Annotated in this window: 19 protein-coding genes; 12 read left to right on the plus strand and 7 right to left on the minus strand. The window is 67.6% G+C overall.

The genetic code is table 11. From position 1 onward, the window contains the following. The first annotated feature begins 29 nt into the window (after positions 1 to 29). A complete protein-coding gene (locus ACUVWL_RS01725) occupies positions 30 to 3,557 on the plus strand; it encodes an ATP-binding protein (protein WP_445978771.1) in 3,528 nt (1,175 codons plus the stop codon). Between the two features lie 508 nt (positions 3,558 to 4,065). Here the strand turns inward: ACUVWL_RS01725 and mdtD are convergent. The 5 genes from mdtD to ACUVWL_RS01750 form a co-directional block, all read right to left on the minus strand. Next, positions 4,066 to 5,475 carry a multidrug transporter subunit MdtD gene (mdtD, locus tag ACUVWL_RS01730; RefSeq protein ID WP_014648053.1) on the minus strand — a complete coding sequence of 470 codons (1,410 nt, stop codon included), beginning with the start codon at positions 5,473 to 5,475 and terminating at the stop codon, positions 4,066 to 4,068. 92 nt (positions 5,476 to 5,567) lie between these two features. After that, entirely contained in the window at positions 5,568 to 6,650 is a 1,083-nt protein-coding gene (hemE, locus tag ACUVWL_RS01735) for a uroporphyrinogen decarboxylase (protein WP_032957071.1), read from the minus strand. A gap of 25 nt (positions 6,651 to 6,675) precedes the next feature. Continuing rightward, positions 6,676 to 6,915, minus strand: coding sequence for a WGR domain-containing protein (locus tag ACUVWL_RS01740; protein ID WP_014648051.1), 240 nt, complete (start codon positions 6,913 to 6,915; stop codon positions 6,676 to 6,678). Between the two features lie 143 nt (positions 6,916 to 7,058). Continuing rightward, the gene (gene aroB / locus ACUVWL_RS01745; RefSeq protein ID WP_053495220.1) at positions 7,059 to 8,171 is read right to left on the minus strand and encodes a 3-dehydroquinate synthase; all 1,113 of its coding nucleotides are present in this window, start codon (positions 8,169 to 8,171) and stop codon (positions 7,059 to 7,061) included. Continuing rightward, on the minus strand, positions 8,168 to 8,710 hold the full coding sequence (locus ACUVWL_RS01750; protein WP_014648049.1) for a shikimate kinase: 543 nt from the start codon (positions 8,708 to 8,710) through the stop codon (positions 8,168 to 8,170). Before ACUVWL_RS01750 ends, aroB begins: the two co-directional genes overlap by 4 nt. 98 nt (positions 8,711 to 8,808) lie before the next feature. On the opposite strand from ACUVWL_RS01750, the gene ACUVWL_RS01755 reads away from it, so the two are divergent. Further along, a complete protein-coding gene (locus ACUVWL_RS01755) occupies positions 8,809 to 9,012 on the plus strand; it encodes a dodecin family protein (protein ID WP_005410663.1) in 204 nt (67 codons plus the stop codon). Positions 9,013 to 9,020: 8 nt separating this feature from the next. On the opposite strand, the gene ACUVWL_RS01760 is transcribed toward ACUVWL_RS01755, so the two are convergent. After that, the gene (locus ACUVWL_RS01760) at positions 9,021 to 9,848 is read right to left on the minus strand and encodes a kinase (protein ID WP_046432003.1); all 828 of its coding nucleotides are present in this window, start codon (positions 9,846 to 9,848) and stop codon (positions 9,021 to 9,023) included. 40 nt (positions 9,849 to 9,888) lie between these two features. Here ACUVWL_RS01760 and pdxH point away from each other — a divergent pair, with 40 nt between their 5' ends. Both pdxH and ACUVWL_RS01770 read left to right on the plus strand, forming a co-directional pair. Continuing rightward, positions 9,889 to 10,488, plus strand: coding sequence for a pyridoxamine 5'-phosphate oxidase (pdxH, locus tag ACUVWL_RS01765; RefSeq protein ID WP_049401396.1), 600 nt, complete (start codon positions 9,889 to 9,891; stop codon positions 10,486 to 10,488). A 187-nt stretch (positions 10,489 to 10,675) separates the two neighbouring features. After that, positions 10,676 to 11,128: a DoxX family protein gene (locus ACUVWL_RS01770; protein WP_014648046.1), complete on the plus strand. Its 453-nt coding sequence runs from the start codon at positions 10,676 to 10,678 to the stop codon at positions 11,126 to 11,128. Positions 11,129 to 11,202: 74 nt separating this feature from the next. On the opposite strand, the gene prpR is transcribed toward ACUVWL_RS01770, so the two are convergent. Continuing rightward, positions 11,203 to 12,786, minus strand: coding sequence for a propionate catabolism operon regulatory protein PrpR (prpR, locus tag ACUVWL_RS01775; RefSeq protein WP_142235291.1), 1,584 nt, complete (start codon positions 12,784 to 12,786; stop codon positions 11,203 to 11,205). 153 nt (positions 12,787 to 12,939) lie between these two features. Between prpR and prpB the strand changes: the two genes are divergently transcribed. From prpB to ACUVWL_RS01815, 8 genes are all read left to right on the plus strand, one after another. Beyond that, positions 12,940 to 13,833 carry a methylisocitrate lyase gene (prpB, locus tag ACUVWL_RS01780; RefSeq protein ID WP_005418360.1) on the plus strand — a complete coding sequence of 298 codons (894 nt, stop codon included), beginning with the start codon at positions 12,940 to 12,942 and terminating at the stop codon, positions 13,831 to 13,833. Between the two features lie 35 nt (positions 13,834 to 13,868). Further along, positions 13,869 to 15,026, plus strand: a complete 1,158-nt coding sequence (gene prpC, locus ACUVWL_RS01785) for a bifunctional 2-methylcitrate synthase/citrate synthase (protein ID WP_005418357.1) — start codon at positions 13,869 to 13,871, stop codon at positions 15,024 to 15,026. A 97-nt stretch (positions 15,027 to 15,123) separates the two neighbouring features. Then, a complete protein-coding gene (acnD, locus tag ACUVWL_RS01790) occupies positions 15,124 to 17,742 on the plus strand; it encodes a Fe/S-dependent 2-methylisocitrate dehydratase AcnD (protein WP_111206439.1) in 2,619 nt (872 codons plus the stop codon). 100 nt (positions 17,743 to 17,842) lie between these two features. Further along, a complete protein-coding gene (locus ACUVWL_RS01795; RefSeq protein WP_014648042.1) occupies positions 17,843 to 18,100 on the plus strand; it encodes a type II toxin-antitoxin system ParD family antitoxin in 258 nt (85 codons plus the stop codon). Continuing rightward, positions 18,087 to 18,413, plus strand: a complete 327-nt coding sequence (locus ACUVWL_RS01800; RefSeq protein ID WP_445978772.1) for a type II toxin-antitoxin system RelE/ParE family toxin — start codon at positions 18,087 to 18,089, stop codon at positions 18,411 to 18,413. The genes ACUVWL_RS01795 and ACUVWL_RS01800 overlap by 14 nt, the downstream gene beginning before the upstream one ends. Before the next feature lie 23 nt (positions 18,414 to 18,436). Further along, positions 18,437 to 19,615: a 2-methylaconitate cis-trans isomerase PrpF gene (gene prpF, locus ACUVWL_RS01805; RefSeq protein ID WP_046431995.1), complete on the plus strand. Its 1,179-nt coding sequence runs from the start codon at positions 18,437 to 18,439 to the stop codon at positions 19,613 to 19,615. 146 nt (positions 19,616 to 19,761) lie between these two features. Further along, positions 19,762 to 21,222 carry a bifunctional 2-methylcitrate dehydratase/aconitate hydratase gene (locus ACUVWL_RS01810; protein WP_445978773.1) on the plus strand — a complete coding sequence of 487 codons (1,461 nt, stop codon included), beginning with the start codon at positions 19,762 to 19,764 and terminating at the stop codon, positions 21,220 to 21,222. A gap of 227 nt (positions 21,223 to 21,449) precedes the next feature. Continuing rightward, entirely contained in the window at positions 21,450 to 26,357 is a 4,908-nt protein-coding gene (locus ACUVWL_RS01815; RefSeq protein ID WP_126411259.1) for an alpha-2-macroglobulin family protein, read from the plus strand. Positions 26,358 to 26,396 lie beyond the last annotated feature (39 nt).

The raw sequence follows: 26,396 nt of genomic DNA on the forward strand, positions 1-26,396 counted from the left end.
TCATCAGGACCAGCGTGAGGAGGCAATCGGTGGTGTATCTGCGGGCGGCGATGCTGCTGCTGGTCCTCCTGTGCGGCGCGTTGCCCGCTGCGGCACAGCCGGTGCCTCCGAGCCCGCGGCAGGTGACGGTGTTCGATGGCCTGCCGTCCAATACCGTCAACCGCATGGCCGAGGACCGGTACGGCTACCTGTGGATCGCGACCAACGATGGCCTGGCCCGCTATGACGGCCGCACTTACCGCGTGTGGCGTTCCGAGGATGGACTGCGTGACAACCGCATCTGGACGGTGCTGGTCGATGCCCGCAACCAGTTGTGGATAGGCACCGAGAACGCTGGCCTGGTGCGCATGTCGGCCGACCGCCGGCAGCTGCACTTCTACGACCGCAGCAGCCAGCCGTTGATGGGCACCAACACGGTCTGGAGCCTGGCCAGCACGCCTGATGGCTCGATCTGGTTCGGTACCCACGAAGGCGGCCTGTACCGCCTGGACAGCCAGGACCGCCTGCAGCGCTACCTGCCCGAGCCGAACAATCCGCGCAGCCTGCCTTCGTCGTCGGTGCCCTACCTGGCCACGCTGGCCGATGGCAGCCTGTGGATCGGCACCAAGCATGGCGTGGCACGCTGGACCGGGACCGACTTCGAGCGTGTCGGTACGGACATCATTCCCAGCCTGCTGATCAACGGGTTGACCGCCGAGCCCGATGGCAGCCTGTGGATCAGCACGATGGCCGGGGCCACCGTGCGCCGCCCGGATGGCCGCTTCGAGGCACCACCGTGGAAGCTGCCGCCAGGCGAGCAGGTGCTGGGCATGATGCTGCGCGACGAGCAGGGCGGGCATTGGCTGGATACGCGCACCGGGCTGGGACGTGCGGTCGACGGCCAGTACCAGACCGTGCCTCTGTACAGCGCGATCGCACGCGGTCCGGTGCGGCCGAACTGGACCGGTGCCTATGAGGACCGCGAAGGTGGCATCTGGCTGGCCAGCACCAATGCCGGGTTGTGGCACCTGCTGCCACGCTGGTGGCAGTTCTCGGTGCTGTCGCGGCTGGAGGACGACCCCAGCTCGCTGCGCAATGCGCTCGTGCTGGGCACCAGCCCGTCCAGCAATGGCGGTGTCTGGACCGTGGGCAGCCATGGCGCGCTGGACCGCTTCGATCCGAAGACCGGCAGGATCGAGCAGCACCGCACCTGGGTCAACGGCATGCACTGGCTGACCTCGGTGCGCGAGGACCGGCGTGGCCAGGTCTGGATCGGATCGACCGATGCACTGGTGCGCTACGACCCGCAACGGCGCGAACTGCGTCGTTGGGGCCGTGATGCCGGTACCGATGCGGCGATGGAAGGGGTCATCGAAGCGATGATGACCTGCGACGGCGACAGCCTCTGGTTGATGCTTCCCGCGGGCCTGCAGCAACGTGATCTCGACGGACGCCTGCGGCGCCAGCTGGTCAATGGCCAGCGCGGCCTGCAGCAGGGCCAGCTCAACCTCGATGTGGAATGCGGTCCGCAGGACCATATCTGGCTGGCCAGCAGCCGTGGCCTGCTGCAGTGGCTGCCGGAAAGCGAACGCTTCCAGCCGGTGCCGGGTGCGCCGGCAACGGCCATCCATGCGTTGCATGTGGGCCGTGACGGCCAGGTCTGGTTGTCCGAGGACGGGCGCCTGTCGCGATACCGCTGGAGCCAGGGGCGGCTGGAACGGCAGGCGGTGGTCGGTGCCGAACAGGGCTATCCGGCGATCTCCGCCTCTGGCCTGGTGGTGGATGCGCAGGGCGTGGCCTGGGCGACCAGCGCACGCGGCCTGGTACGTGTCAGTGCCGATGGGCAGAGCGTGCGCCTGTACGGCGTGCACGACGGCCTGCCAAGCCAGGAATTCCGCGAGCACACCCTGATCGCAGCGGCCGATGGCCACCTGGTGGCCGGAACGGCAGCGGGCGCGGTGGTGTTCGACCCGGAGCAGGTACGGCCTTCGGTACGTCGCGCGCCACTGGTGATCGAGCGGGTGGAAGTGCGCCGCAACGAACAGGTGCTGGACATGACCCACGATGCGCCGTTGCAGATCGCTGATGGCGATCGCGACCTGCGCATCGTCGCGCGATTGCTGTCCTTCGCCGACTCGGCGTCCAATACCTACCGTTATCGCCTGGCCGGCTACGACCCGGATTGGGTTGAAGTCGGTCCGGCGGGTGAGCGCCTGTTCTCGCGCCTGGCGCCGGGCAGCTACCGGCTGGAGGTGCAGGCACGCTCGGCCGACCATGTGTGGTCGCGGGTGCAGAGCCTGGAGTTCCGCGTGCAGCCGCCGTGGTGGCGCAGCCTGTCCGGCCTGCTGGTACTGGCGTCGGTCGGGTTGCTGCTGACCAGCTGGTTCGCCTGGTTGTACCGACGCCGCCTGCAGCGGCGCCACGCCTACCAGCTGGCGCTGCACAAGCAGGAACTGGCCGAGCAGGCCTCGGCGGCCAAGACCCGCTTCCTGGCCAACCTTGGCCATGAGATCCGTACGCCGATGACCGGCGTGCTGGGCATGAGCGAGCTGCTGCTGGCTTCGCCACTGGACCCGCAGCAGCGCGGCTACACGCAGTCGATCCGGCATGCGGGCGAGCACCTGCTGCATCTGGTCAACGATGCGCTGGACCTGGCGCGGATCGAGTCCGGGCGCCTGGAGCTGCAGTCGCAGTCGTTTGCGTTGAATGGCCTGCTGCAGGATCTGGCGGCGCTGATGGGCCCGCTGGCTGCACAGAAGGGCCTGCGCTTCGTCCTGGACAACCAGCTGCCGCCGGGCCTGCAGGCGACCGGTGATGCCATGCGCGTGCGGCAGATCCTGCTGAACCTGCTGTCGAACGCAGTGAAATTCACCAGCCGCGGCACCATCACCCTGCATGCACGTTGCGATGGCGAGCTGCGCGCGCTGCATTTCGAGGTACGTGATACCGGCCCGGGCATCAGCCAGGAACAGCAGCAGCGCCTGTTCCGACGCTTCGAGCAGGCCGATGGTGCACGTACGGCAGCGCAGTACGGTGGCAGCGGCCTGGGCCTGGCGATCTGCCGCGAGCTGGCACAAGCGATGCAGGGGCGGATCCAGGTGGAGAGCCAGCTGGGCCGGGGCACCTGCTTCGGCGTCACCCTGCCGTTGCCACTGGTGGTGGACGGTGACGCCGAGGTGTCCGCCGAGGGGCATCGCGACGATGCGGCGAACATGCCACCGCTGCGGGTGCTGCTGGTCGAGGACGATGCCACCGTGGCCGATGTGGTGCGGGGGTTGTTGAGCGCACGCGGCCACGAGGTGGTGCATGCCGGCCATGCGCTGGCGGCGCTGCGCGAGATCAGTGCCGGCGATTTCGACGTCGGCCTGCTGGATCTGGACCTGCCCGGCCTGAGCGGCTTCGAACTGGCCCAGCACCTGCGTAACCAGGGCTACATGCTGCCGCTGCTGGCGGTGACCGCGCGGACTGATCCGGACCTTCAGCAGCAGGTGGAAGCGGCCGGCATCGGCGGCTTCCTGCGCAAGCCGGTGACCGGTGAACTGCTGGTGGAAGCGATCGCCAGGGCGATGGGCAGGTAGGGTTTATTGCAGGGCTTGCAGTCCTGCACCTGCAGAATCAATGTCAACGTCAAAAGCCCGCCTTCGACAGTTTTCCGCGATCTGTCGGAGCTCGGGGTCGGATCCCGTTGCTGCGCAACGGGCTCTGACCCCAATCTGGAATTCGATATCTGACAGATGTGTCGACCAAGGTCGACACCTACCAACAACCGCGCGTTCCAACAGTCGCCGTTACCCACAGCCGCGTGAACCTGTCAGAGGTGGGGCGGTGTGGGCTTGCAGGACCGTTGGCGCCATGGATGGCGCCATCGAGCCCCCATGGGTGAGGGCGCTTTGCTTGCGAAGCACTGCTTCGCAAGCGCCCGAACGCGCAGCCGCCGGCGGCTGGGCCGGACCGCGGAGCGGGATTTACGGCGTGTCCTGCAAGCCCGCACCGCCCCGCCAACTCACGGAATGCTCGCTGTTGCTGTTGCCGGCCAGCGGCCGGCACTACCGCAGGTGCAGGGCCGCAGGCCCTGCCGAACCCCCTTCACTCCGCGACGTGCTCCACCTGCCGCGGTTCGGGCTTGGTGTCGGGCAGCTGCCAGAAGATCATCGTCGAGGTCAGCGTGATCGCGCCCACGCACAGGAACGTGGCATGCAGCGCGGCGGTGGCGCTGTTGCTGTCCAGGTGGTTGCCGAACGCGGCCAGCAGGCTGCCGGCCGCAGCAGCACCAAAGCCGGCGGCCAGCATCATCACCATCGACAGCAGGCTGTTGCCGGAACTGGCGAACTCACGGTCCAGATCGCGCAGGGTCACGGTGTTCATCACGGTGAACTGCAGCGAATTGACCGCGCCGAAGAACGCCAGCTGCAGCAGGCGCCAGGCCAGGTGCTGGCCGGGTGTCATCAGGATGAAGCTGGCCATCGCCAGGCCGACCAGCACGGTGTTGACCATCAGCACGCGGCGGTAACCGAAGCGCTCGACCAGCCTCACCGCCAGCTGCTTGGAGACCATGCCGGCGGCCGCTACCGGCACCATCATCAGGCCGGCATGCATCGGGCCCAGGCCGAGGCCGACCTGCAGCAGCAGCGGGATCAGCATCGGCATCGCGCTGCTGCCGATGCGCGAGAACAGGTTGCCGAGAATGCCGATGCGGTAGCTGGGCACGCGGAACAGGGCCAGCGAGAACAACGGTGCGGTCGAGTTGGCGGCGTGCAGCCAGTAGCCCACCAGCGCGGCCAGGCCAGCCACGGTCATCAGCATCACCAGTGCGTGTGGCGTACCCAGGCCGGAGATGCCGTCCAGTGCCAGCGACAGCACCACCATCGCGAAGGCCAGCATGACGTAGCCGCGCAGGTCGAAGCGGGTGCGGTGGCTGGCGTAATGGTCGGGCATGATCTTCATCGCGGCGATGAAACCGATCACGCCGATCGGCAGGTTGATCAGGAACACCCAGTGCCATGAGGCGATCTCGACCAGCCAGCCGCCCAGCGTGGGGCCGATCAGCGGGCCGACCAGCGCGGGGATGGCGATGAAGCTCATCGCGCGCAGGAAATCCTCGCGGGGCACCGAGCGCATCACCGCCAGCCGGCCGACCGGCAGCAGCATCGCACCGCCGATGCCCTGCAGCACGCGCGCACCGACCAGCTGGTGCAGGTGCTGGGCCAGCGCGCAGGCCAGCGAGCCGAGGGTGAACAGGATGATCGCCACCAGGAAGGTGCGCCGGGTGCCGTAGCGGTCGGCGATCCAGCCCGAGGCGGGAATGAAGGTGGCTACCGCCAGCGCATAGCTGAACACCACCGACTGCATCTGCAGCGGGCTCTCGCCGAGGCTGGCCGCCATCGCCGGCAACGCCGTGTTGACGATGGTCGAGTCCAGCATCTGCATGAAGATCGCCAGGGACACCAGCCACAGCAGGGGACGCTGGCGGTTGTAGGTCGATGGCGATGTGGACATGGGGTGCGGCCGGTGCAGCGTGGGGGCCGCCATGATCGCGCACTGCGGGTCACGGCGCGATCAAGGTCGCGCCGTACCTGCATGCGGAATGCTCAGCGTTGGCTGTGCGCGTGCACTGCGTCGACCAGCACCTGTACATGTGCCGGGTCCATGTCCGGCGACATGCCATGGCCGAGGTTGAACACATGGCCCTCGCGCGAGCCGCCGTTGCCGGCGGCATAGGTGTCGAGCACGCGCGCCGCGGCCGCGGCGATCGCATCCGGCGAGGCGTACAGCGTGGTCGGGTCGAGGTTGCCCTGCAGGGCGACGCGGCCACCGGTGCGGCGCATCGCCTCGTCCAGGTCCAGCGTCCAGTCCAGGCCGAGTGCATCGGCGCCGGTCTGCGACAGCGCTTCCAGGTGCAGGCCGGTGCCCTTGCCGAACAGGATCAGCGGCGTGCGCTCGCTGCCTTCGCCGCGCTCCAGCCCCTCGGCAATGCGCTGCAGGTAGCGCAGCGAGAACTCGCGGTACATCGCCGGCGACAGCACGCCACCCCAGGTGTCGAACACCTGCAGCGCCTGCGCACCGGCCGCGCGCTGCGCGCCGAGGTAGGCGATCACCGCCTCGGTGGTGACCTCCAGCAGGCGGTGCAGCGCCTGCGGATGGTTCAGCGCCATCGCCTTGATGCGCGCGAAATCCTTGCTGCCGCCGCCTTCCACCATGTAGCAGGCCAGCGTCCATGGGCTGCCGGAGAAGCCGATCAGCGGTACCTGGCCGTCCAGCTCGCGGCGGATCAGCCGTACCGCATCCATCACGTAGCCCAGGTCCTGTTCCATGTCCGGCACCGCCAGCCGGGCGATGGCGGCTTCGTCACGCACCGGGTGCCGGAACTTCGGGCCTTCGCCTTCGACGAAGTACAGCTCCAGGCCCATCGCATCGGGAATGGTGAGGATGTCCGAGAACAGGATGGCCGCATCCAGCGGGAAGCGGCGCAGCGGCTGCAGGGTGACTTCGCAGGCAATCTCCGGGGTCTTGGCCATGGCCAGGAAGCTGCCGGCCTTGGCCCGGGTCGCGCGGTATTCCGGCAGGTAGCGGCCGGCCTGGCGCATCAGCCAGACGGGGGTGCAGTCCACCGGTTCGCGGCGCAGGGCGCGCAGCAGGCGATCGTTGCGGAGAGGGCTGGTCACGATGGGCATTCCTTGGACGGGAGGAGCAGCGGCGTCAGTCGCCGTGCGAAAGGATCTGGAAGCCGCGATGCAGTTCGGCATCACGGGCCTTCTCGAAGGCGTGGCGGGCGTCGTCGGCCTGCAGGAACAGCTCGCGCCGCAGCTGCGAGCGGCTGCCGACACGGCCGCTCTCGCGCAGCAGCTCCCAGCCGCCGAACAGGTCCGGCAGCAGGCTCAGGCGCAGGAAGCGCGGTGCCTGCGCACCGGCGTCGGGATGTTGCAGGTAAACGTGCATGGCGCCGATTGTAGCGGGGCCAGGGTGACCCCGGCCGCAACGCCGGCGTGCCGGTCGCTGGCCGGCAATCCTGCCGCGCAGCCCGGTAGTGCCGGCCGCTGGCCGACCTCCTCGTTGCTGACGTTGCCGGCCAGCGGCCGGCACTACCGGACCGACAGCACCTTCAGCACCGCCGCCTCATCCACGTCCGGCACCACTTCGGCACGGCCCATCCCGCGCCACAACACCAGGCGCAGGCGGCCGGCCACGTTCTTCTTGTCCAGGCGCATGCGGCCGAGCAGGGCCTGCGGCTCCAGCCCGCCCGGGATCGCCACCGGCAGGCCGAGGCGTTCCAGCAGGGCCTGCAGGCGCGCGCGGTCGGCATCGTCGGCCAGGCCCAGGTCGGTGGACAGCTTCGCCGCCAGTACCATGCCCACCGCCACCGCCTCGCCGTGGTTCAGTGCATCGCGGCCCGGGGCCGAATAGCCCTGTTCGGTCTCGATGGCGTGGCCGAAGGTGTGGCCGAGGTTGAGCAGGGCACGCTCGCCCTTTTCGAACGGGTCGCGCTCGACGATGGCGGCCTTGTGCCGGCAGCTGCGCGCGATGGCCTCGGCCAGCACCGCATCCTCGCCGGCCAGCAGCGCATCGGCATGCTGCTGCAGCCACTCGAAGAACACGGCATCACCCAGCGCGCCGTACTTCACCACTTCGGCCAGGCCGGCACGCAGCTCGCGTGGCGGCAGGGTGGCCAGCACGCGGGTATCGGCGATGACCGCACGCGGCGGATGGAAGGCACCGACCAGGTTCTTGCCGGCCGGAATGTCGACTGCGGTCTTGCCGCCCACCGACGAATCGACCATTGCCAGCAGGGTGGTCGGCAGCTGCACGCAGTCCACGCCGCGCATCCAGCAGGCGGCAGCGAAACCGGCGAGATCACCGACCACGCCGCCGCCGAGGGCGAAGACGCAGGCGTCGCGGGTGGCGCCGAGCGCGGCCAGCGCTTCGATCGCGCGGCCGAACTCGGCCAGCGTCTTGGAGGCTTCGCCCGCGGCCAGCACGTGCTCGCCGATGACCAGGTCGGGGCGAGCGGCAAGCAGCGTCTGCTTCACCGGCGCCAGATAGCGCGGGGCGACTTCACTGTCGCTGAGCAGCAGCACATGACGGCCGCGCACGTGCGAGGCCAGCGCGGTGCCATCGGCCTGGGCACCGGCGCCGATGGTGATGGAGTAGGGGCGGTCGCCGCCAACGGCGACCTGCAGCAGGGCGGGGGAGGTCATGCGGTCAGGTCCTGGCGCTGCCATTGCGTGGCCAGCTTGACCACCAGTTGGGCGGTCGCATCGGCAGCGGTATACGGGTCGGTGTCGAGGGTGAGGTCGGCCAGTTCGCGGTACAGCGGGTCGCGGTGTGCGGCCAGATCGTGCAGCACCTGCTCGCGGTCCGGGCGCTGCAGCAGCGGCCGGCCCTTGTCGCGGGCCAGGCGCTCGAGCTGTTCGGCCACGCTGACCCGCAGATAGACCACGAAGCCGCGCCGGGCGATCAGTGCACGATTGTCCGGATCCAGCACGGCGCCGCCACCGGTGGAGACCAGCTGGCCACGGCCTTCCAGTACCCGCGCAAGCGCCTGGCGTTCATGGCTGCGGAAGCCGGCTTCGCCGGAGTGCTCGAAGATGGTCGGAATGCTGGCGCCGGCGGCATCGACGATGGCCTGGTCGACATCGACGAAGTCCAGCGTGAAACGCTCGGCCAGGCGGCGGCCGATGCAGGTTTTGCCGGCGCCCATCGGGCCGATCAGGATCAGGTTCGGAGCAGGATTCATGCCTTCTGATGCTAACACCTCCGTGCCCTGGCCTTTACGTTCTTCACGTCAGGGTGGGCGTTCCTGCGGGGTCTCCCGCGCCAGACGGAGTACAGGCCATGACGGTCGCCAAGGTCATCGAAATCACTGCGTCCTCGCCGAAAAGCGTGGAAGACGCCGTGCGCAGCGGGCTGAAGAAGGTCTCCGAGACGGTCAAGGGCATCCAGGGCGCCTGGGTGAACGAGACCAAGGTAGTCACCAATGGCAGCGGCGAGATCACCGAATGGCGGGTCAACCTGCGGGTGACTTTCCTGGTGGAATAGGGGCGCGTTCAGCGCACGTCCTGCACCTGTCGCTGGCCGTCCAGCACCACCACGTGGTCGGCCAGGGCGGGCAGGGCGCTCAATGCCTGCCGGCTGACCCGCTCGTAGTACTGCACGAAGCGCTCCAGCTGTGGCCGGCTCATGCCGTGCCGGCCCGGCTGCGCGGCCTGCAGGTTCTGCTCCTGCTGCCAGCGCCAGCGTGGTACCACCGAGAAATCCGGCGGCTGCAGGAACCACAGGCGGTCGCAGCGCTGCCACAACGCCGGGTAGTCACGGGCCAGCGCCTGGTTGCACCAGCGCCGCCAGCGGCCATCGGCGTCGGCTTCGCGTTCCAGTGCGTTCAACGGGCTGTCCAGCGCGTCGTCATCCTGCGCGGGCGTGCCCAGGAACCAGCCTTCGAATACCAGCAGGTCCAGCGGTTGCTGCAGCTGCGGCCAGTGTGCTTCGGGCAGGCGCTCGTCGGCCAGCTTGTCGAAGCGCGGCATTGCGAAGGGCTGGCGTGCGGCCACGGCGTTCAATACCGCATGGGCCAGCGGCAGGTCGTGGGTGCCGGGCGGGCCGCGGGTGATCAGCAGTGGGTGCACCTGGCGGGCCAGCCGTTGGCGCTGTGCGCGGGTCAGGTAGACATCATCGATCGACAGCGTGGCTGCGTTCAGGCCGCGTGCCTGGGCACGGGCCACCACCTGCGCCGCCAGCGTCGATTTGCCGCTCCCCTGCAGGCCGCTGATCGCCAATACTGGAACCGCTGCGCCGCTGCCCAGCGCATCATCCAGCGCCTGTTCGGCCAATGTTTCGGGGAATCCTTTCACCTGGGGCATATACGCAGCAGCGGCCATGCAGCCACAATAGCCCAATCCGTGTGAGAAGAACGCAATCATGAGCGACCTGTACGCCGAAGCCCTGTCCACGTTTGCCGGCCTGTTCGACGAGGCCAAACAGAGCCGCGAGGTCGAGCCGAACGCGATGACCGTGGCCACCGCCGATACGCAGGGTCGTCCCTCGGCGCGCACCGTGCTGCTGAAGGCGTTCGATGAGCGCGGCTTTGTGTTCTACACCCACCTGGACAGCCACAAGGGCCAGGAGCTGCAGGCCAATCCTCAGGCCGCGCTGCTGTTCCTGTGGCGCAGCCTGCGCGAGGCCGGCATCCAGGTGCGCATCGAAGGCCGTGTCGAGCAGGTCGCCGATGCGGAAGCCGATGCCTATTTCGCCAGCCGCCCGCGGATGAGCCAGATCGGCGCGTGGGCTTCGCAGCAGTCGAAGACGCTGGCCACGCGCGAGGAATTCGATGCGCGCGTGGCCGAGGTCGAAGCCCGCTTCGAGGGCAAGGACGTGCCGCGCCCGGAGGGCTGGAGCGGCCTGCGCGTGGTGCCTGACCGCATCGAGTTCTGGTATGGCGCGCAGTTCCGCCTGCACGAGCGCTGGTGCTATGAAGCCGGCGCCGAAGGGCGCTGGAGCAAGCGCCTGCTGTACCCGTAAGGCGGGGTGGTGCCGGGGCTGCTGTAGAGCCGAGCCCATGCTCGGCTGATGTTCTCGCAGGAGCAGCCGAGCATGGGCTCGGCTCTACAGCAACCTGCGTTTGTCGCGAACGGACTGGTCCGCTTCATGCACGAGCAGGTCGGCGACGGGCACACTCGCTGCGATGCCCTCGATCTGCGGAGTTGCCGTGCCCTCCTGGCGTTGCCTGTTTGCCGTGCCGCCACCACGCCGCGGCGTGGAAGCGTTGTTGTTGCTGCTCGCCCGAATCGTCGCCGGTGTGATGTTCTGCGTGTCCGGCTGGAACAAGGTGTTCACCGACGCCGGGCGCGAGCGCATGGTGCATACGCTGGTCGATGCCGGTATCCCATTCCCGGTGTTCAGTGCGCCGGTACTCGGTGCGATCGAGTGGATTGCGGGTGGTCTGCTGGTGCTGGGCCTTTTGAGCCGCCCCTCGGCCCTGCTGCTGGCGGCGATCTGCGTAGTGGCTGCGCTGACCGATGGCATCGCGCGCATTCCTGCGGGACTGAGCGTGCCGGATTGGCTGAGCTGGTTCTTCTACCTGAGCGAAGTGCCGCTGGGCGTGCTGCTGTTGTGGATTGCCGCAGTGGGTAGTGGACGGTTCGCCATCGAAGCGCGCTGACGACAGGCATCCTGTAGAGCCGAGCCCATGCTCGGCTGCTTCTGCGGGGACATCAGCCGGGCATGGGCTCGGCTTTACAGGTCCTCCGCGCGCAGCCAGCGCCACAGCGTGGTGCGTGACACGCCCAGCGCCTGCGCCATGCCCTCACGATCATGCCGGTGTTCCCGCAGCAGTGCTTCCAGCTTGGCCCGCGGCGGGCGCCTGCCGTTGCTTTCCACCGGCAACGCCGCGACACCTTCATGCACCAGCTCGGGTGCCAGCTGCAGCAGCCGCGCCGTATCGATCAGCCCTTCACCGGGCTGCCAGTGGATGCGCAGGCGATCGACCAGATTGCGCAGCTCGCGCACGTTTCCCGGCCACTCGGCCGCGCACAGTAGCGCCAGCGCCGCCTCATCCAATGGCGCGTCGATGCCACGCAGCTGGCGGAAGAAATGCTGCACCAGCAACGGGATGTCACCGCGTCGGGCGCGCAGCGAGGGCAGGGCGATGCGCAGCGCGGCCAGGCGATAATACAGGTCGCGGCGGAAGCTGCCGGCTGCCGCGCGCTGCTCCAGCGACTGCAGGGTGGCGGCGACCACGCGCAGGTCCACCGGCGTCGGTTCGGTGGCACCCACGCGCAGCACTTCACGTTCCTCCAGCACCCGCAGCAGGCGGGTCTGCAGCGGCAGCGGAAGTTCGCCGATTTCGTCCAGGAACAGGGTGCCGCCATCTGCAGCTTCCACCAGGCCAACGCGGCCGCCACGCCGTGCGCCGGTGAAGGCGCCATCGCTGTAGCCGAACAGCTCCGCTTCCAGCAGCGATTCGCTGATCGCGCCACAGTTCAGCGCGACGAAGCGGCCACGGCGCCCGCTGGCGGCGTGCAGCTGGCGCGCCACCAGTTCCTTGCCGGTGCCGGTTTCGCCGCTGACCAGCACGGTGCTGTCATGTGGGGCATACAGCGCGATCTGCGCGCGCACCTGCGCCATCGCGTCGCTGTCGCCGAGCAGTTCATGCGCATCGGCACGCGCTGCCGGGCGCCGGCGCGGTGCAGCGCGGTTGCTGCCGGAACGTGCCAGGGTCTGGGTCAGTTCCAGCGCATGTTCGAACGCCTGCCGCACCGAGTCGGCCGAATACAGCAGCACCCCGGGCAGGCCGGCCTGCTCGGCATGGTCGATGGCCATGCCGGTGCCGACGATCACCTCGATGCCGTTGGCGCGCAGGTCGGCGATGCAGTCGCGGGCGTCCTCGCGGGTGACGAAGCGGCGATGCTCGATATCCAGGCCGAAGCTCTGCTGGAAGTTGCTGAACACCGGTACGTCGCTGGCGTGGGTGACCAGGCCGATGCGGCTGGCGATACGCCGTGCCCGGGCCAGCGCTTCCATCAGGTCGAAGCCGTTGGCCTGGATCGGCACCAGTGGCAGCTCCAGCCGGCCGCGCAGCCAGGCCGCGTTGGAGCCGCCAGCGATGACCACGTCGCAGTGCTCGCGACGCAGGCGTTGGCCGATCACCTCCACCGCTTCCTCGAAGCCGAGGTTGATCTGTTCGATACGCGCGCGGCGGTCGAACTCGGGGATCACGTCGCCGAGCAGGCCGGTCAGCCGCGAGACGCTGACCGTCCAGATCACCGGACGGCCCGGGTCGGCATCGGCATGGCGCAGGGGGGAGCGGGGCAGATACATGGCAGCCGTTTCGGGGAGGATGTTTCATGATACATCCGTTTCAATGTTTCATATGTTCCACTGTTGCATGCCGGTCATTCCCGTGAAATCAACCGCTTGCAGCTTGGCATGGTGCTTGCGCTTCCTTTCCCGTACTTCAACCTGGATTGCCGCATGACCGCTTCTGCCCCTTTCTCCGCCGGTGCCCGCTTCCGTGAGGCGCTGGCTGCCGAATCGCCGCTGCAGGTGATCGGTGCGATCAACGCCAACCACGCCCTGCTGGCCAAGCGCGCCGGCTTCCGTGCCATTTACCTGTCCGGCGGCGGCGTTGCCGCAGGCTCGCTGGGCCTGCCGGACCTGGGCATCAACACCCTGGAAGACGTGCTGGTGGACGTGCGCCGCATCACCGATGTCTGCGACCTGCCCTTGATGGTCGACATCGACACCGGCTTCGGCCCGAGCGCGTTCAACATCGCGCGCACCGTGAAGTCGCTGATCAAGGCCGGCGCGGCCGCCTGCCACATCGAAGACCAGGTCGGCGCCAAGCGCTGCGGCCATCGTCCGGGCAAGGAGATCGTCTCGCAGGGTGAAATGGTCGACCGTGTGAAGGCCGCTGCCGATGCCAAGACCGATCCGGACTTCTTCCTGATCGCGCGCACCGACGCCATCCAGGTGGACGGCGTGGACAAGGCGATCGAGCGCGCCATCGCCTGTGTCGAGGCCGGTGCCGACGGCATCTTCGCCGAGGCCGCCTACGATCTGGATACCTACCGCCGCTTCGTCGACGCGGTGAAGGTGCCGGTGCTGGCCAACATCACCGAATTCGGCGCCACCCCGCTGTTCAGCCGCGATGAACTGGCCTCGGCCGGCGTCGCCATCCAGCTGTTCCCGCTGTCGGCGTTCCGTGCCGCCAACAAGGCCGCCGAGAACGTCTACCAGGCGGTGCGCCGCGATGGCCACCAGCGCAACGTGGTGGAAACCATGCAGACCCGCGAGGAACTCTACGACCGCATCGGCTATCACGCCTTCGAGCAGCAGCTCGATGCGCTGTTCGCCGCCAAGAAATAAGCAGTACCCTGCACCATCAAGTTTCGGAGGGAAACATGAACGATACGACCGCAACCCCGACCTTCAAGCCGAAGAAGTCCGTCGCCCTGTCCGGCACCGCGGCCGGCAACACCGCGCTGTGCAGCGTGGGCCGCAGCGGCAACGACCTGCACTACCGCGGCTATGACATCCTGGACCTGGCCAACACCAGCGAGTTCGAGGAAATCGCCTACCTGCTGGTGCACGGCAAGCTGCCGACCCGCGCCGAGCTGGTTTCGTACAAGGCCAAGCTGAAGTCGCTGCGTGGGATCCCCGCCGCGGTGAAGGCCGCGCTGGAAGAGCTGCCGCCGTCGGCGCACCCGATGGACGTGATGCGCACCGGCGTGTCCGTGCTCGGCTGCGTGGCACCGGAGAAGGACGACCACAACCACCCGGGCGCGCGCGACATCGCCGACAAGCTGATGGCCTGCCTCGGTTCGATGCTGCTGTACTGGTACCACTGGAGCCACAACGGCCGCGCCATCGATGTGGAAACCGACGATGATTCGATCGGCGGCCACTTCCTGCACCTGCTGCATGGCGAAAAGCCGCAGGATTCGTGGGTGAAGGCGATGCACACCTCGCTGATCCTGTACGCCGAGCACGAGTTCAACGCCTCGACCTTCACCTGCCGTGTCATCGCCGGTACCGGCAGCGACATGTACAGCGCGATCTGCGGTGGCATCGGTGCGCTGCGTGGCCCGAAGCATGGCGGCGCCAACGAAGTGGCGTTCGAAGTGCAGAAGCGCTACGACAACCCGGATGAGGCCGAGGAGGACATCAAGGCGCGCGTCGAGCGCAAGGAAGTGGTGATCGGTTTCGGCCACCCGGTCTATACCGTCTCCGATCCGCGCAACAAGGTGATCAAGGACGTGGCCCGCGAGCTGTCCGAGGAACAGTCGAGCATGAAGATGTACGACATCGCCGAGCGCCTGGAGTCGGTGATGTGGGACATCAAGAAGATGTTCCCGAACCTGGACTGGTTCAGTGCGGTCAGCTACCACATGATGGGCGTGCCGACCGCGATGTTCACCCCGCTGTTCGTGATCGCGCGCACCGCCGGCTGGAGCGCGCACATCATCGAGCAGCGCATCGACGGCAAGATCATCCGCCCGAGCGCCAATTACATCGGTCCGGAAGACCGCGACTTCGTCGCCATCGACAAGCGCGTCTGATCCCCCTGCTGTACCCATCCGGCCGGCCGCATGCCGGCCGGGTGCTTTCGCCGCCGCACCGCCGGCACCCGGCCCGCCCCAAGCACTCCGCCAGCCCATGAATACCGATTACCGCAAGAACCTCCCCGGCAGCGCGCTGGACTATTTCGACGCGCGCGCCGCTGTCGATGCGATCCAGCCCGGCGCCTATGCCACCCTGCCGTACACCTCGCGCGTGCTGGCCGAGAACCTGGTGCGCCGCTGCGATCCGGCCACGCTCGGCGATTCGCTGAAGCAGCTGATCGAGCGCCGTCGCGACCTCGACTTCCCGTGGTTCCCGGCACGCGTGGTGTGCCACGACATCCTCGGCCAGACCGCGCTGGTGGACCTGGCCGGCCTGCGTGATGCGATCGCCGACAAGGGCGGCGACCCGGCCAAGGTCAATCCGGTGGTGCCGGTGCAGTTGATCGTCGATCACTCGCTGGCGGTGGAATGCGGTGGCTACGATCCGCAGGCGTTCGAGAAGAACCGCGCCATCGAGGATCGCCGCAACGAAGACCGTTTCCACTTCATCGACTGGACCAAGCAGGCGTTCCAGAACGTGGACGTGATTCCGCCGGGCAACGGCATCATGCACCAGATCAACCTGGAGAAGATGTCGCCGGTGATCTACGTGCAGGACGGCGTAGCCTTCCCGGATACCTGCGTGGGCACCGATAGCCACACCCCGCACGTGGACGCGCTGGGCGTGATCGCGATTGGTGTTGGCGGCCTGGAAGCGGAGAACGTGATGCTGGGCCGCGCGTCGTGGATGCGCCTGCCGGATATCATCGGCGTCGAGCTGACCGGCAGGCCGCAGCCGGGCATCACCGCCACCGACGTGGTGCTGGCACTGACCGAGTTCCTGCGCAAGGAACGCGTGGTGGGTGCGTATCTTGAATTCTTCGGCGAGGGGGCGTCGGCACTGACCATCGGTGACCGCGCCACCATCTCCAACATGTGCCCCGAATACGGCGCCACCGCCGCGATGTTCTATATCGACGGGCAGACCATCGATTACCTGCGCCTGACCGGCCGCGAGGAATCGCAGGTGGCGCTGGTGGAGAACTATGCGCGCACCACCGGCCTGTGGGCCGATGACCTGGCCACCGCGCAGTACGAGCGCGTGCTGCGCTTCGACTTGTCCAGCGTGGTGCGCAACATGGCTGGCCCGTCCAACCCGCACAAGCGCGTGGCCACTGCCGAGCTGGCCGAGCGCGGCATCGCCGACGAAGCCAAGCTGGCAGCGGGCAGGGCCGAGCAGGCGCAGGGCCTGATGCCCGACGGCGCGGTGATCATCGCCGCCATCACCAGCTGCACCAACACCTCCAACCCGCGCAACGTGATCGCTGCCGCACTGCTGGCGCGCAAGGCCAACGAACGTGGCCTGCTGCGCAAGCCGTGGGTAAAGTCGTCGCTGGCGCCGGGCTCGAAGGCGGTGCAGCTGTACCTGGAAGAATCCGGCCTGCTGCCGGACCTGGAAAAGCTCGGCTTCGGCATCGTCGCCTTCGCCTGCACCACCTGCAACGGCATGAGCGGCGCGCTGGATCCGGCCATCCAGCAGGAGATCATCGATCGCGACCTGTACGCCACGGCCGTGCTGTCGGGCAACCGCAACTTCGATGGCCGCATCCACCCGTATGCGAAGCAGGCCTTCCTGGCGTCGCCGCCGCTGGTGATCGCCTATGCCATCGCCGGCACCGTGCGCTTCGACATCGAAAAGGACGTGCTGGGCGTGGACGCCGAGGGCAACGAGGTGCGCCTGAAGGACATCTGGCCGAGCGATGCCGAGATCGACGCGGTGGTGAAGGCCTCGGTGAAGCCCGAGCAGTTCCGCCGCGTCTACAACCCGATGTTCAACGTGCGCGTGGAGCATGGCGCGGCGGTCAGCCCGCTGTACGACTGGCGCCCGCAGAGCACCTACATCCGCCGTCCGCCGTACTGGGAGGGCGCACTGGCCGGTGAGCGCACACTGTCGGGCATGCGTGCGCTGGCGGTGCTGCCGGACAACATCACCACCGACCACCTGTCGCCGTCCAACGCGATCCTGGCGTCCAGTGCCGCCGGCGAATACCTGGCGAAGATGGGCCTGCCGGAAGAGGACTTCAATTCCTACGCCACCCACCGCGGTGACCACCTGACCGCACAGCGCGCCACCTTCGCCAACCCGAAGCTGTTCAATGAAATGGTGCGCAACGACGATGGCAGCGTGAAGCAGGGTTCGCTGGCGCGCGTGGAGCCGGAAGGCAAGGTGATGCGCATGTGGGAAGCGATCGAGACCTACATGGACCGCAAGCAGCCGCTGATCATCATCGCCGGTGCCGACTATGGCCAGGGCAGCTCGCGTGACTGGGCCGCCAAGGGCGTGCGCCTGGCCGGTGTGGAAGCGATCGTGGCCGAAGGCTTCGAACGCATCCACCGCACCAACCTGATCGGCATGGGCGTGCTGCCGCTGGAGTTCAAGCCGGGCACCACCCGCCTGACCCTGGGCATCGACGGTACCGAGACCTTCGACGTGATCGGCGAGCGCACCCCGCGCGCCGACCTGACCTTGGTCATCCACCGCCGCGACGGCCAGGATGTGATCGTGCCAGTGACCTGCCGCCTGGACAGCGACGAGGAAGTGGCGATCTACGAAGCCGGTGGCGTGCTGCAGCGCTTCGCCCAGGATTTCCTGGAAGGGGCCAAGGTGGCGTGATACCGGCCTGAATGCCTGCCCCCGGAGGCCGGGGGCGGGCTTGTCCGACACCAGGGCGGGGCGCAGACTAACTTGGCAAAAACTGCCAAAGGAGAGTTTCATGGCCACCATGAACATTTCGCTGACCGACCCGCTCAAGCAGTTCGTGGACGAGGAAGTGCGTGAAGGCGGCTACTCCAGTACGTCGGACTACGTGCGTGACCTGATCCGCCAGCGCCAGCGCAGCAAGGCCGAAGAGCTGCTCAAGCAGTTGATAGCCGAGGGGCTGGCTTCTGGTCCAGGCGTTGCGGTGACGGCCGACACATTCGAGCGCATGCGTCGCGAACTGACCGAAAGGTTGGAGCGTGAAGGCGATTGAATGGCGGCCAAGGGCCGAAGCCGACGCAGCCGATGCCGCGCTGTGGTCTGCACGGCAGGGTGGGCTGGTACTGGGTCGGCGCTTTCTCGCCGAGTTGGAGACCACGCTTCAACGCATCGTCGTGTTTCCAGGCTCGGGTTCCACCCGGCACGCCGACCTCGCAGCACAGCTGCCGGTGCCGTTGCGGTTCATGCTGGTTCCGGGCTTCGAACGCTACCTCGTCTATTACCTCGATCTACCGGACCGCGTGGACATCATGCGTGTGTGGTGCGTTGATCGTGGTCTTGACGCACTGATGCAAGACATTTCCTGAAATTCAAACGCGTGGATTCGACGATGACCTTCCTCCCGCAACTCCGTATTCCCGCCACCTACATGCGCGGCGGCACCAGCAAGGGCGTGTTCTTCCGCCTGCAGGACCTGCCCGAAGCCGCTCAGGTGCCGGGCGCCGCGCGCGATGCGCTGCTGATGCGCGTGATCGGCTCGCCCGATCCGTATGGCAAGCAGACCGACGGCATGGGCGGTGCCACCTCCAGCACCAGCAAGTGCGTGATCATCTCCACCGCCTCGGTGCCGGACCACGATGTGGACTACCTGTACGGCCAGGTCTCGATCGACACCGCCTTCGTCGATTGGAGCGGCAACTGCGGCAACCTCAGTACGGCAGTGGGTCCGTTCGCGATCGCCAATGGGCTGATCGATCCGGCCCGGGTGCCGCGCGATGGCCTGTGCACCGTGCGCATCTGGCAGGCCAACATCGGCAAGACCATCATCGCCCACGTGCCGATGCGCGATGGCGAAGTGCAGGAGATCGGCGATTTCGAGCTGGATGGCGTGACCTTCCCGGCCGCCGAGATCCAGCTGGAGTTCATCGATCCGTCCGATGACGGCGATGCGGGCGCGATGTTCCCGACCGGCAACCTGGTCGACACCTTGGACGTGCCGGGCGTCGGCAGTTTTGAGGTGACCATGATCACCGCCGGCATTCCGACCATCTTCCTCAATGCGGCCGACCTGGGCTACACCGGCACCGAACTGCAGCCTGCGATCAACGAGGACAAGGGGGCGCTGGAGCGCTTCGAGAAGATCCGCGCCTACGGCGCCTTGCGCATGGGTCTGATCAGGAACCTGGAAGATGCGGCCACCCGCCAGCACACGCCGAAGGTGGCCTTCGTGGCGCCGGCACGGGACTACGTGTCCTCCAGCGGCAAGGCCATTCCGGCCTCGGCCATCGACCTGCACGCGCGGGCGTTGTCGATGGGCAAGCTGCACCACGCGATGATGGGCACCGCCGCCGTGGCGATCGGCACTGCGGCGGCGATTCCGGGCACGCTGGTCAATCGCGCGGCCGGTGGTGGTGAACGCGAAGCGGTGACCTTCGGCCACCCTTCCGGCACTCTGCGCGTGGGCGCGCAGGCCGGCCTCGTTGACGGCCAGTGGACAGTGACCAAGGCCATCATGAGCCGCAGCGCCCGCGTATTGATGGAAGGCAAGGTGCGGGTGCCGGCCGAATAACCAGCCGGTCGGCGCTGGCATCACATGCTTCGGTAGATGCCAACCTTGGTTGGCATGGCATTGGCACCGCCCGGGCAACGTCCAGCGCCAACCAAGGTTGGTGACTACCGGGAGGCGCGGCCTGAGCTCTGAAGAGGAGATCGACGATGTCTGACAGCCACACCCCATCCAACGAGCGTGCAGCGTGGGATGCGCTGCTGGTGGACATCGTCGATTACGTACGCGACGCGCGCATCGACTCCCCCCTGGCCTTCCAGACCGCGCACTACTGCCTGCTCGACACGCTGGGCTGCGGGCTGGAAGCGCTGTCCTTCCCGGCCTGCAGCAAGCTGCTCGGTCCGCTGGTGCCGGGTATCAGCGTGATCAACGGGGCGCGCGTGCCGGGTACGCACTACGTGCTGGACCCGGTGCAGGCCGCCTTCAACCTGGGCGCGATGGTGCGCTGGCTGGATTTCAACGATACCTGGCTGGCCGCCGAGTGGGGCCACCCGTCGGACAACCTGGGCGGCATCCTGTCTGTCTGCGATTGGCTGGGGCGCAACGCGCAGGCCCTGCATCGCCCAGCGCCGACCCTGCATGACGTGCTGCTGGCGATGATCAAGGCACACGAGATCCAGGGCGTGCTGGCCCTGCAGAATTCCTTCAACCGGGTCGGGCTGGACCACGTGGTGCTGGTCAAGGTGGCCACCACCGCGGTGGTCGCGCAGTTGCTCGGCCTGGATCGCGAACGCATGCTCAATGCACTGTCGCTGGCCTGGGTCGATGGCCAGGCGCTGCGCACCTACCGGCACGCGCCCAACACCGGCTCGCGCAAGAGCTGGGCGGCCGGCGATGCGACCAGCCGTGGCGTGCGCCTGGCGCTGATGGCGGCCAGTGGCGAGATGGGCTATCCCAGTGTGTTGAGCGCGCCGACCTGGGGTTTTGAAGCGGTATCGATGCAGGGCAAGGCGCTGACGCTGGAGCGACCGCTGGGCAGCTACGTGATGGAAAACGTGCTGTTCAAGATCAGCTACCCGGCCGAGTTCCATGGCCAGACCGCGGTGGAGGCGGCGATCACGCTGCATCAGCAGCTGCGTGCGGTGGGGCGGCGGGTCGAGGACATCGCGCACATCGCCATCCGCACCCAGGAAGCCTGCATCCGCATCATCGACAAGCAGGGGCCGCTGCACAACCCAGCCGACCGCGACCACTGCGTGCAGTACATGGTCGCCATCGCGCTGCTGCATGGGCGGCTGGTGGCCCAGGACTACGAGGACGACGTTGCTGCCGACCCGCGCATCGACGCACTGCGCGCGAAGATGGCCTGTCATGAGGATCCGCAGCTCAGCGCCGACTACCTGGACCCGGACAAGCGCAGCATCGCCAACGGCCTGAGCGTGCGCTTCAGCGACGGCACTGAGCTGCCCGAGGTACTGGTGGAATACCCGCTGGGCCACGCGCGCCGACGCGAGGAGGGCATCCCGTTGCTGATGGACAAGTTCCGCCGGCACCTGGCCCATCGCTTCCCGACCACCCAGCAGCAGCGCATCCTGGCCGCATCGCTGGATCCGGTGGCGCTGGCGGCGATGCCGGTGACCGACTACGTGGACCTGTACCTGCCGGGGTAGGGGACGCTTCACCGGATCTGACACCGCGCCTGCTTGCCGGGCACGTGGCTCGACCCGCTTGGGTAGGTGCCAACCTTGGTTGGCACGGCCGACGCCAACCAAGGTTGGCGGCTACCGACACTGCCGGCCAGCGGCCGGCACTACCCGCACCGCGGCAATTGCCGGATTTGCGTCAACACCTTGACGTGGCCTGCCTATAATGGCCGCCTCGATCAAGGAGTGACGACATGAGCGGTCCGGCACGGCGGAAGCGGTGGGGATGGGCGGCGGCCGTACTGGCAGGAGGCCTGTTGCTGGGGCTGGCCGGCTGCCGCAATGACAGCGGGCAGCTGCCCAAGGCCAGTGGTGAAGCCATCACCACCAAGGCCGAGCAGGTGAAGGAATTCACCCTGCTGCGTGCCTACCCGGACCAGAAGAATGACGGCCTGTCGCTGGCGCTGGAGTTCTCGCGCCCGCTGGTCGGCACCCAGGATTTCGACAAACTCGTTCGCTTCGAAGAGAAGGTCGGCACCGAGGACAGCAGCTGGACCCTGTCCGATGACGGCCTGACCCTGCGTTACCCGTTCGTCGAGGCCGGCAAGGAGTTCAGCCTGGTGGTCTCGCCGGACCTGCTGGCCGCCGACGGCAGCCGGCTGGGCAAGGAACTGAAGCAGAAGGTGTTCAGCGGCGAGCTGAAGCCGGTGGTCGGTTTCGCCTCGCAGGGCAGCGTGCTGCCGGCCAAGGACAGCCGCGGCTTGCCGGTGGTCTCGGTGAACGTGCCGGAGGTCGACGTCGAGTTCCTGCGCGTGCGCGAGAAGGACCTGCCGACCTTCTTCAGCCAGTACCAGCGCGGCGGCCGCCGTGGCAGCTGGGAGCTCAGCAGCGACTACGAGCGCAGCCCGATCAACAAGCTGGCCGAGCCGGTCTACGTCAACCGCTTCATCCTGGGTGGCAAACAGAACGAGCGGGTGCTGACCTACCTGCCGACCCAGGACATCAAGGAACTGCAGGAGCCGGGCCTGTACTTCGCCCTGCTCAAGCGCACCGGTGACTACGAGGGCGAGTTCGATACCGCGTTCTTCTCGGTCAGCGACATCGGCCTGCATACCCGTGCCTACAAGGACAAGCTGTTCGTGCACACCGCCGGCCTCAAGGACGGTGCGCCGCTGAAGGGCATCGACCTGCGCGTGCTCGACGCCAAGGGTGAGGTGGTGCTGAAGGGCAGCACCGACGGCAACGGCAATGCGCTGCTGAACTACACCCTGGATGCCACCCACGTGCTGGTCGCCAGCAGTGGCAAGGACACCAGCTTCCTGCCGTTCAACCAGCCGGCGCTGGACCTGAGTGAGTTCGCCGTGGCCGGTCGTGACAACGCCTGGTTCGACGTCTACGCCTGGTCCGGCCGCGACCTGTACCGCCCGGGCGAGACCGTGCGCCTGTCCGCGCTGCTGCGCGACAACGACGGCAAGCCGGTCAAGGCACAACCGGTGTTCCTGCGCCTGAAGCAGCCCGACGGCAAGACCTTCCGCGAGACCCGCCTGCAGCCGGGCGACCAGGGCTACATCAACTTCGAGCAGGTGATCCCCGCCGAGGCGCCGACCGGGCGCTGGCAGGTCGAGTTCCGCACCGACCCGGCCAGCAAGGAAGCGATCCAGGGCATGACCCTGCGCATCGAGGAGTTCCTGCCCGAGCGCATGAAGCTGGACCTGGACAGCGCGCAGAAGACGCTGAAGCCGGGCGAGGACCTGCGCCTGCAGGCCAACGGCGCCTATCTGTACGGCGCGCCGGCCGATGGCAACCGCTTCACTGCGCGCATGGCGGTGGCTGCCGAGCAGAAGCCGGTGGAGGGCCTGCCGGGCTATTTCTTCGGTGACCCGACCCTGCAGCTGCCGCGCGAGGCCAAGGACGTGATCGATACCACGCTGCCGGCCAATGGCCAGCTGCGTGAGGATGTGGCGTTGCCGGAAGAGGCGGCCAAGGCCAAGGCACCGATCGCCGTGGTGTTGTCCGGCAGCCTGTATGAAACCGGTGGCCGCACGGTCACCCGTACCCTGAAACGGGTGATGTGGCCGGCCAACGCGCTGGTCGGCGTGCGGCCGCTGTTCAACCCCGACGATGGTGCTGATTCCAACGGCAACGCACGCTTCGAACTGATGCGCGTGGATGCCGCCGGCACACCGCAGCCAGCCAAGGGCCTGAAGATCACCCTGGTGCGGGAACTGCGCGACTACCATTGGACCTTCAACGACAACCGCTGGGATTACGATTTCACCCGCCGTTTCGAGAACAAGGAAACCCGCACCGTCGATGCCGGCAGCAGTGCGGTTGCCTTCGATTTCCCGGTGGAGTGGGGCGAGTACCGGGTGGACGTGTTCGATCCGTCCACCGGACTGACCAGCCGCTACCCGTTCCGTGCGGGCTGGAGCTGGGGCGATGACAACCGTGGCCTGGATGCACGCCCGGACAAGGTCAAGCTGGGCCTGGACAAGACCGGCTACAAGGCCGGTGACACCCTGGAAGTGACGGTGACCCCGCCGCACGCCGGCAAGGGCATCCTGATGGTCGAGACCGACCGCATGCTGTATGTGCAGGACATCGAGGCCAAGCCGGGCTCGACCTTCAAGATCCCGGTCACCGCCGACTGGGAACGCCACGACGTCTACATCACCGCGCTGGTGTTCCGCGGCGGCAGTGCGCCGAGCAAGATCACCCCGGCCCGCGCCGTGGGCGTGGTGCATGTGCCGATGGACCGCAAGGGCCGAACCGTGGCCGTCGGCCTGGTCGCGCCCAAGCAGATGCGGCCGGAACAGGACCTGCCGGTAACGGTCAGCGCACCGCAGCTGGCCGGCAGGGCCGCGCACGTGACCGTCTCGGCGGTGGACGTGGGCATCCTCAACATCACCCGTTTCCCGGTGCCCGACGCCGGCGCGCACTTCTTCGCCCAGCGTCGCCTCGGTATCGATGCCTATGACATCTACAGCCGGGTGATCGAGAGCTTCGATGGTGGCAGCGGCAAGCTGAAGTTCGGCGGCGACATGGCGCTGCAGGCACTGCCGCAGGCCAAGCGCCCGACCGCGCGCGTGCAGACCGTGGACCTGTTCTCCGGCCCGGTGCAGCTCGATGCCAAGGGCAATGCCCGCATCCGCCTGAAGGTGCCGGACTTCAACGGCACCCTGCGCGTGTCCGCGCTGGTCTACAGCGATGACCAGTACGGCAAGCGTGACGTGGAAACCATCGTGCGCGCCCCGATCCTGGCCGAAGCCAGCATGCCGCGCGTGCTGGCCCCGGGCGACCGCAGCACCGTGACCCTGGACGTGCAGAACTTCACCGGCAAGCCGGGGCAGTTCAACGTCAAGGTGGAAAGCGAGGGTCCGCTGAACCTGGGTGAGGGCAGCCGCAGCGTGCAGTTGAACGCCGATGCCAAGACCACGCTGAGCTTCCCGTTGTCGGCTCGCGAGGGCCACAGCGTGGCCAAGGTGCGGGTGCGGGTGGACGGCAACGGCTTCAAGGCTGATCGCCGCTACGACCTGCCGGTGCGTGCGGCGTGGCCGCAGGTGCTGCGTTCGCAGGTGCGCACACTCGATCCGCTGGCCGCGGTCAGCCTCGACAACAGCCTGACCGATGGCCTGATGGCAGAGTCGGTGAATGCCCGCCTGCTGGTCAGCCCGCTGCCGCCGATCCCGTTCGCCAGTGCACTGCAGGGCGCGCTGAACTACCCGTATGGCTGTGCCGAGCAGACCACCAGCAAGGGCTATGCCGCGCTGATCCTGGACCAGGCGACGTCGTCGATGCTCGGTGCCGACGGCCTGGATGCCAAGACCCGTAGAGAGCGCATGGAAGGTGCGTTCGGTCGCCTGGCGTCGATGCAGGTGGCCAATGGCAACTTCTCGATGTGGGGTGACGACGGCTACGTCAATCCGTGGCTGACCCCGTACATCACCGAGTTCCTGCTTGATGCCAAGGACGCCGGCTTCGCCGTGCCCGACAACGTGCTGCAGAAGGCGCTCAACCGGCTCAGCGAGGATCTGCTGTCCGGCGGCAATCAGTTCTATGGCCAGGAGGATCGCGAGAAGCTGAAGTTCGCCAACCAGGCGTATTCGGGTTACGTGCTGGCCCGGGTCAACCGTGCACCGCTGGGTACCCTGCGCACGCTGTACGACAACGAGCGCAGCAAGGCGGTCGGTGGCCTGTCGCTGGTCCACCTGGGCGTGGCGCTGTCGCTGCAGGGTGATGCCAAGCGTGGCCAGGCCGCGCTGGCGGCGGCCTTCGCCAAGTCCAGCAGTGAACGTCCGTCGTACTTCGGCGACTACGGCAGTGCGATCCGTGATGACGCGCTGATGATCGCGCTGACCCACGAGAACAAGCTGGCCAAGCCCGCCTGGGATGCGCGTGCGGTGGATCTTGGCCGTGGCCTGGATGCGCGCCGCAATGCCGGCTGGATGTGGCTGAGCACGCAGGAACAGGTGGCGATTGCCCGCCTCGGCAAGGCCCTGGCCGCCAACCAGAAGGCGCTGGTGGCCGGTGAGCTGGTGATCGGTGGCAACACCGAAGCCATCGGCGAGCGCAAGCTGTTCGGCCGCAACTTCAGCGCCAGTGAGCTGGCCAGCGGCGTGCGCTTCACCCCGCAGGGGCAGCCGCCGATGTTCGCCAGCATTGATGTGGCCGGCATCCCGCGCAGCGCACCGGCACCGGACAACAGTGTGCTGGGCGTCGAGCGCAGTTACTACGGCACCGATGGCAAGCCGTGGTCGCCGCGCCCGCTGAAGGAAGGCGAAGCGCTGATCGTGCGCGTCACGGTGACTGCCGACACCACGATGCCCGATGCGCTGCTGACCGACCTGCTGCCGGCGGGCCTGGAAATCGAGAACTTCAACCTGGGCGATGCCAAGCAGTGGGCCGACGTGGTGGTCGATGGCATCACCATCAGCGACCGTGGTGAAGCCGCCGATACCAAGCACGAGGAGTTCCGCGACGACCGCTACGTGGCCGCGCTGAAGCTCTCGCGTGGCAGCAAGGCCAACGTGTTCTACCTGGTACGCGCGGTGACGCCGGGAACCTACTCGGTGCCGCCGCCGCTGGTGGAGGACATGTACCGGCCGCAGCTGCGCGGCGTCGGCCGCAGCAACCCGACCACGATCACGGTGGTACAGCCGTGACCGCGCGGACGGGCCGCGACGGCGCGGCCCGTCCTGCCG

Source organism: Stenotrophomonas muris (genome assembly GCF_052751275.1).

Coding starts and splice junctions, on each gene's coding strand:
- mdtD (WP_014648053.1), bottom strand. CDS start 5,475: ATGTCCACATCGCCATCGACCTACAACCGCCAGCGTCCCCTGCTGTGG.
- hemE (WP_032957071.1), bottom strand. CDS start 6,650: ATGCCCATCGTGACCAGCCCTCTCCGCAACGATCGCCTGCTGCGCGCC.
- ACUVWL_RS01740 (WP_014648051.1), bottom strand. CDS start 6,915: ATGCACGTTTACCTGCAACATCCCGACGCCGGTGCGCAGGCACCGCGC.
- aroB (WP_053495220.1), bottom strand. CDS start 8,171: ATGACCTCCCCCGCCCTGCTGCAGGTCGCCGTTGGCGGCGACCGCCCC.
- ACUVWL_RS01750 (WP_014648049.1), bottom strand. CDS start 8,710: ATGAATCCTGCTCCGAACCTGATCCTGATCGGCCCGATGGGCGCCGGC.
- ACUVWL_RS01755 (WP_005410663.1), top strand. CDS start 8,809: ATGACGGTCGCCAAGGTCATCGAAATCACTGCGTCCTCGCCGAAAAGC.
- ACUVWL_RS01760 (WP_046432003.1), bottom strand. CDS start 9,848: ATGGCCGCTGCTGCGTATATGCCCCAGGTGAAAGGATTCCCCGAAACA.
- pdxH (WP_049401396.1), top strand. CDS start 9,889: ATGAGCGACCTGTACGCCGAAGCCCTGTCCACGTTTGCCGGCCTGTTC.
- prpR (WP_142235291.1), bottom strand. CDS start 12,786: ATGTATCTGCCCCGCTCCCCCCTGCGCCATGCCGATGCCGACCCGGGC.
- prpB (WP_005418360.1), top strand. CDS start 12,940: ATGACCGCTTCTGCCCCTTTCTCCGCCGGTGCCCGCTTCCGTGAGGCG.
- prpC (WP_005418357.1), top strand. CDS start 13,869: ATGAACGATACGACCGCAACCCCGACCTTCAAGCCGAAGAAGTCCGTC.
- acnD (WP_111206439.1), top strand. CDS start 15,124: ATGAATACCGATTACCGCAAGAACCTCCCCGGCAGCGCGCTGGACTAT.
- ACUVWL_RS01795 (WP_014648042.1), top strand. CDS start 17,843: ATGGCCACCATGAACATTTCGCTGACCGACCCGCTCAAGCAGTTCGTG.
- prpF (WP_046431995.1), top strand. CDS start 18,437: ATGACCTTCCTCCCGCAACTCCGTATTCCCGCCACCTACATGCGCGGC.
- ACUVWL_RS01810 (WP_445978773.1), top strand. CDS start 19,762: ATGTCTGACAGCCACACCCCATCCAACGAGCGTGCAGCGTGGGATGCG.
- ACUVWL_RS01815 (WP_126411259.1), top strand. CDS start 21,450: ATGAGCGGTCCGGCACGGCGGAAGCGGTGGGGATGGGCGGCGGCCGTA.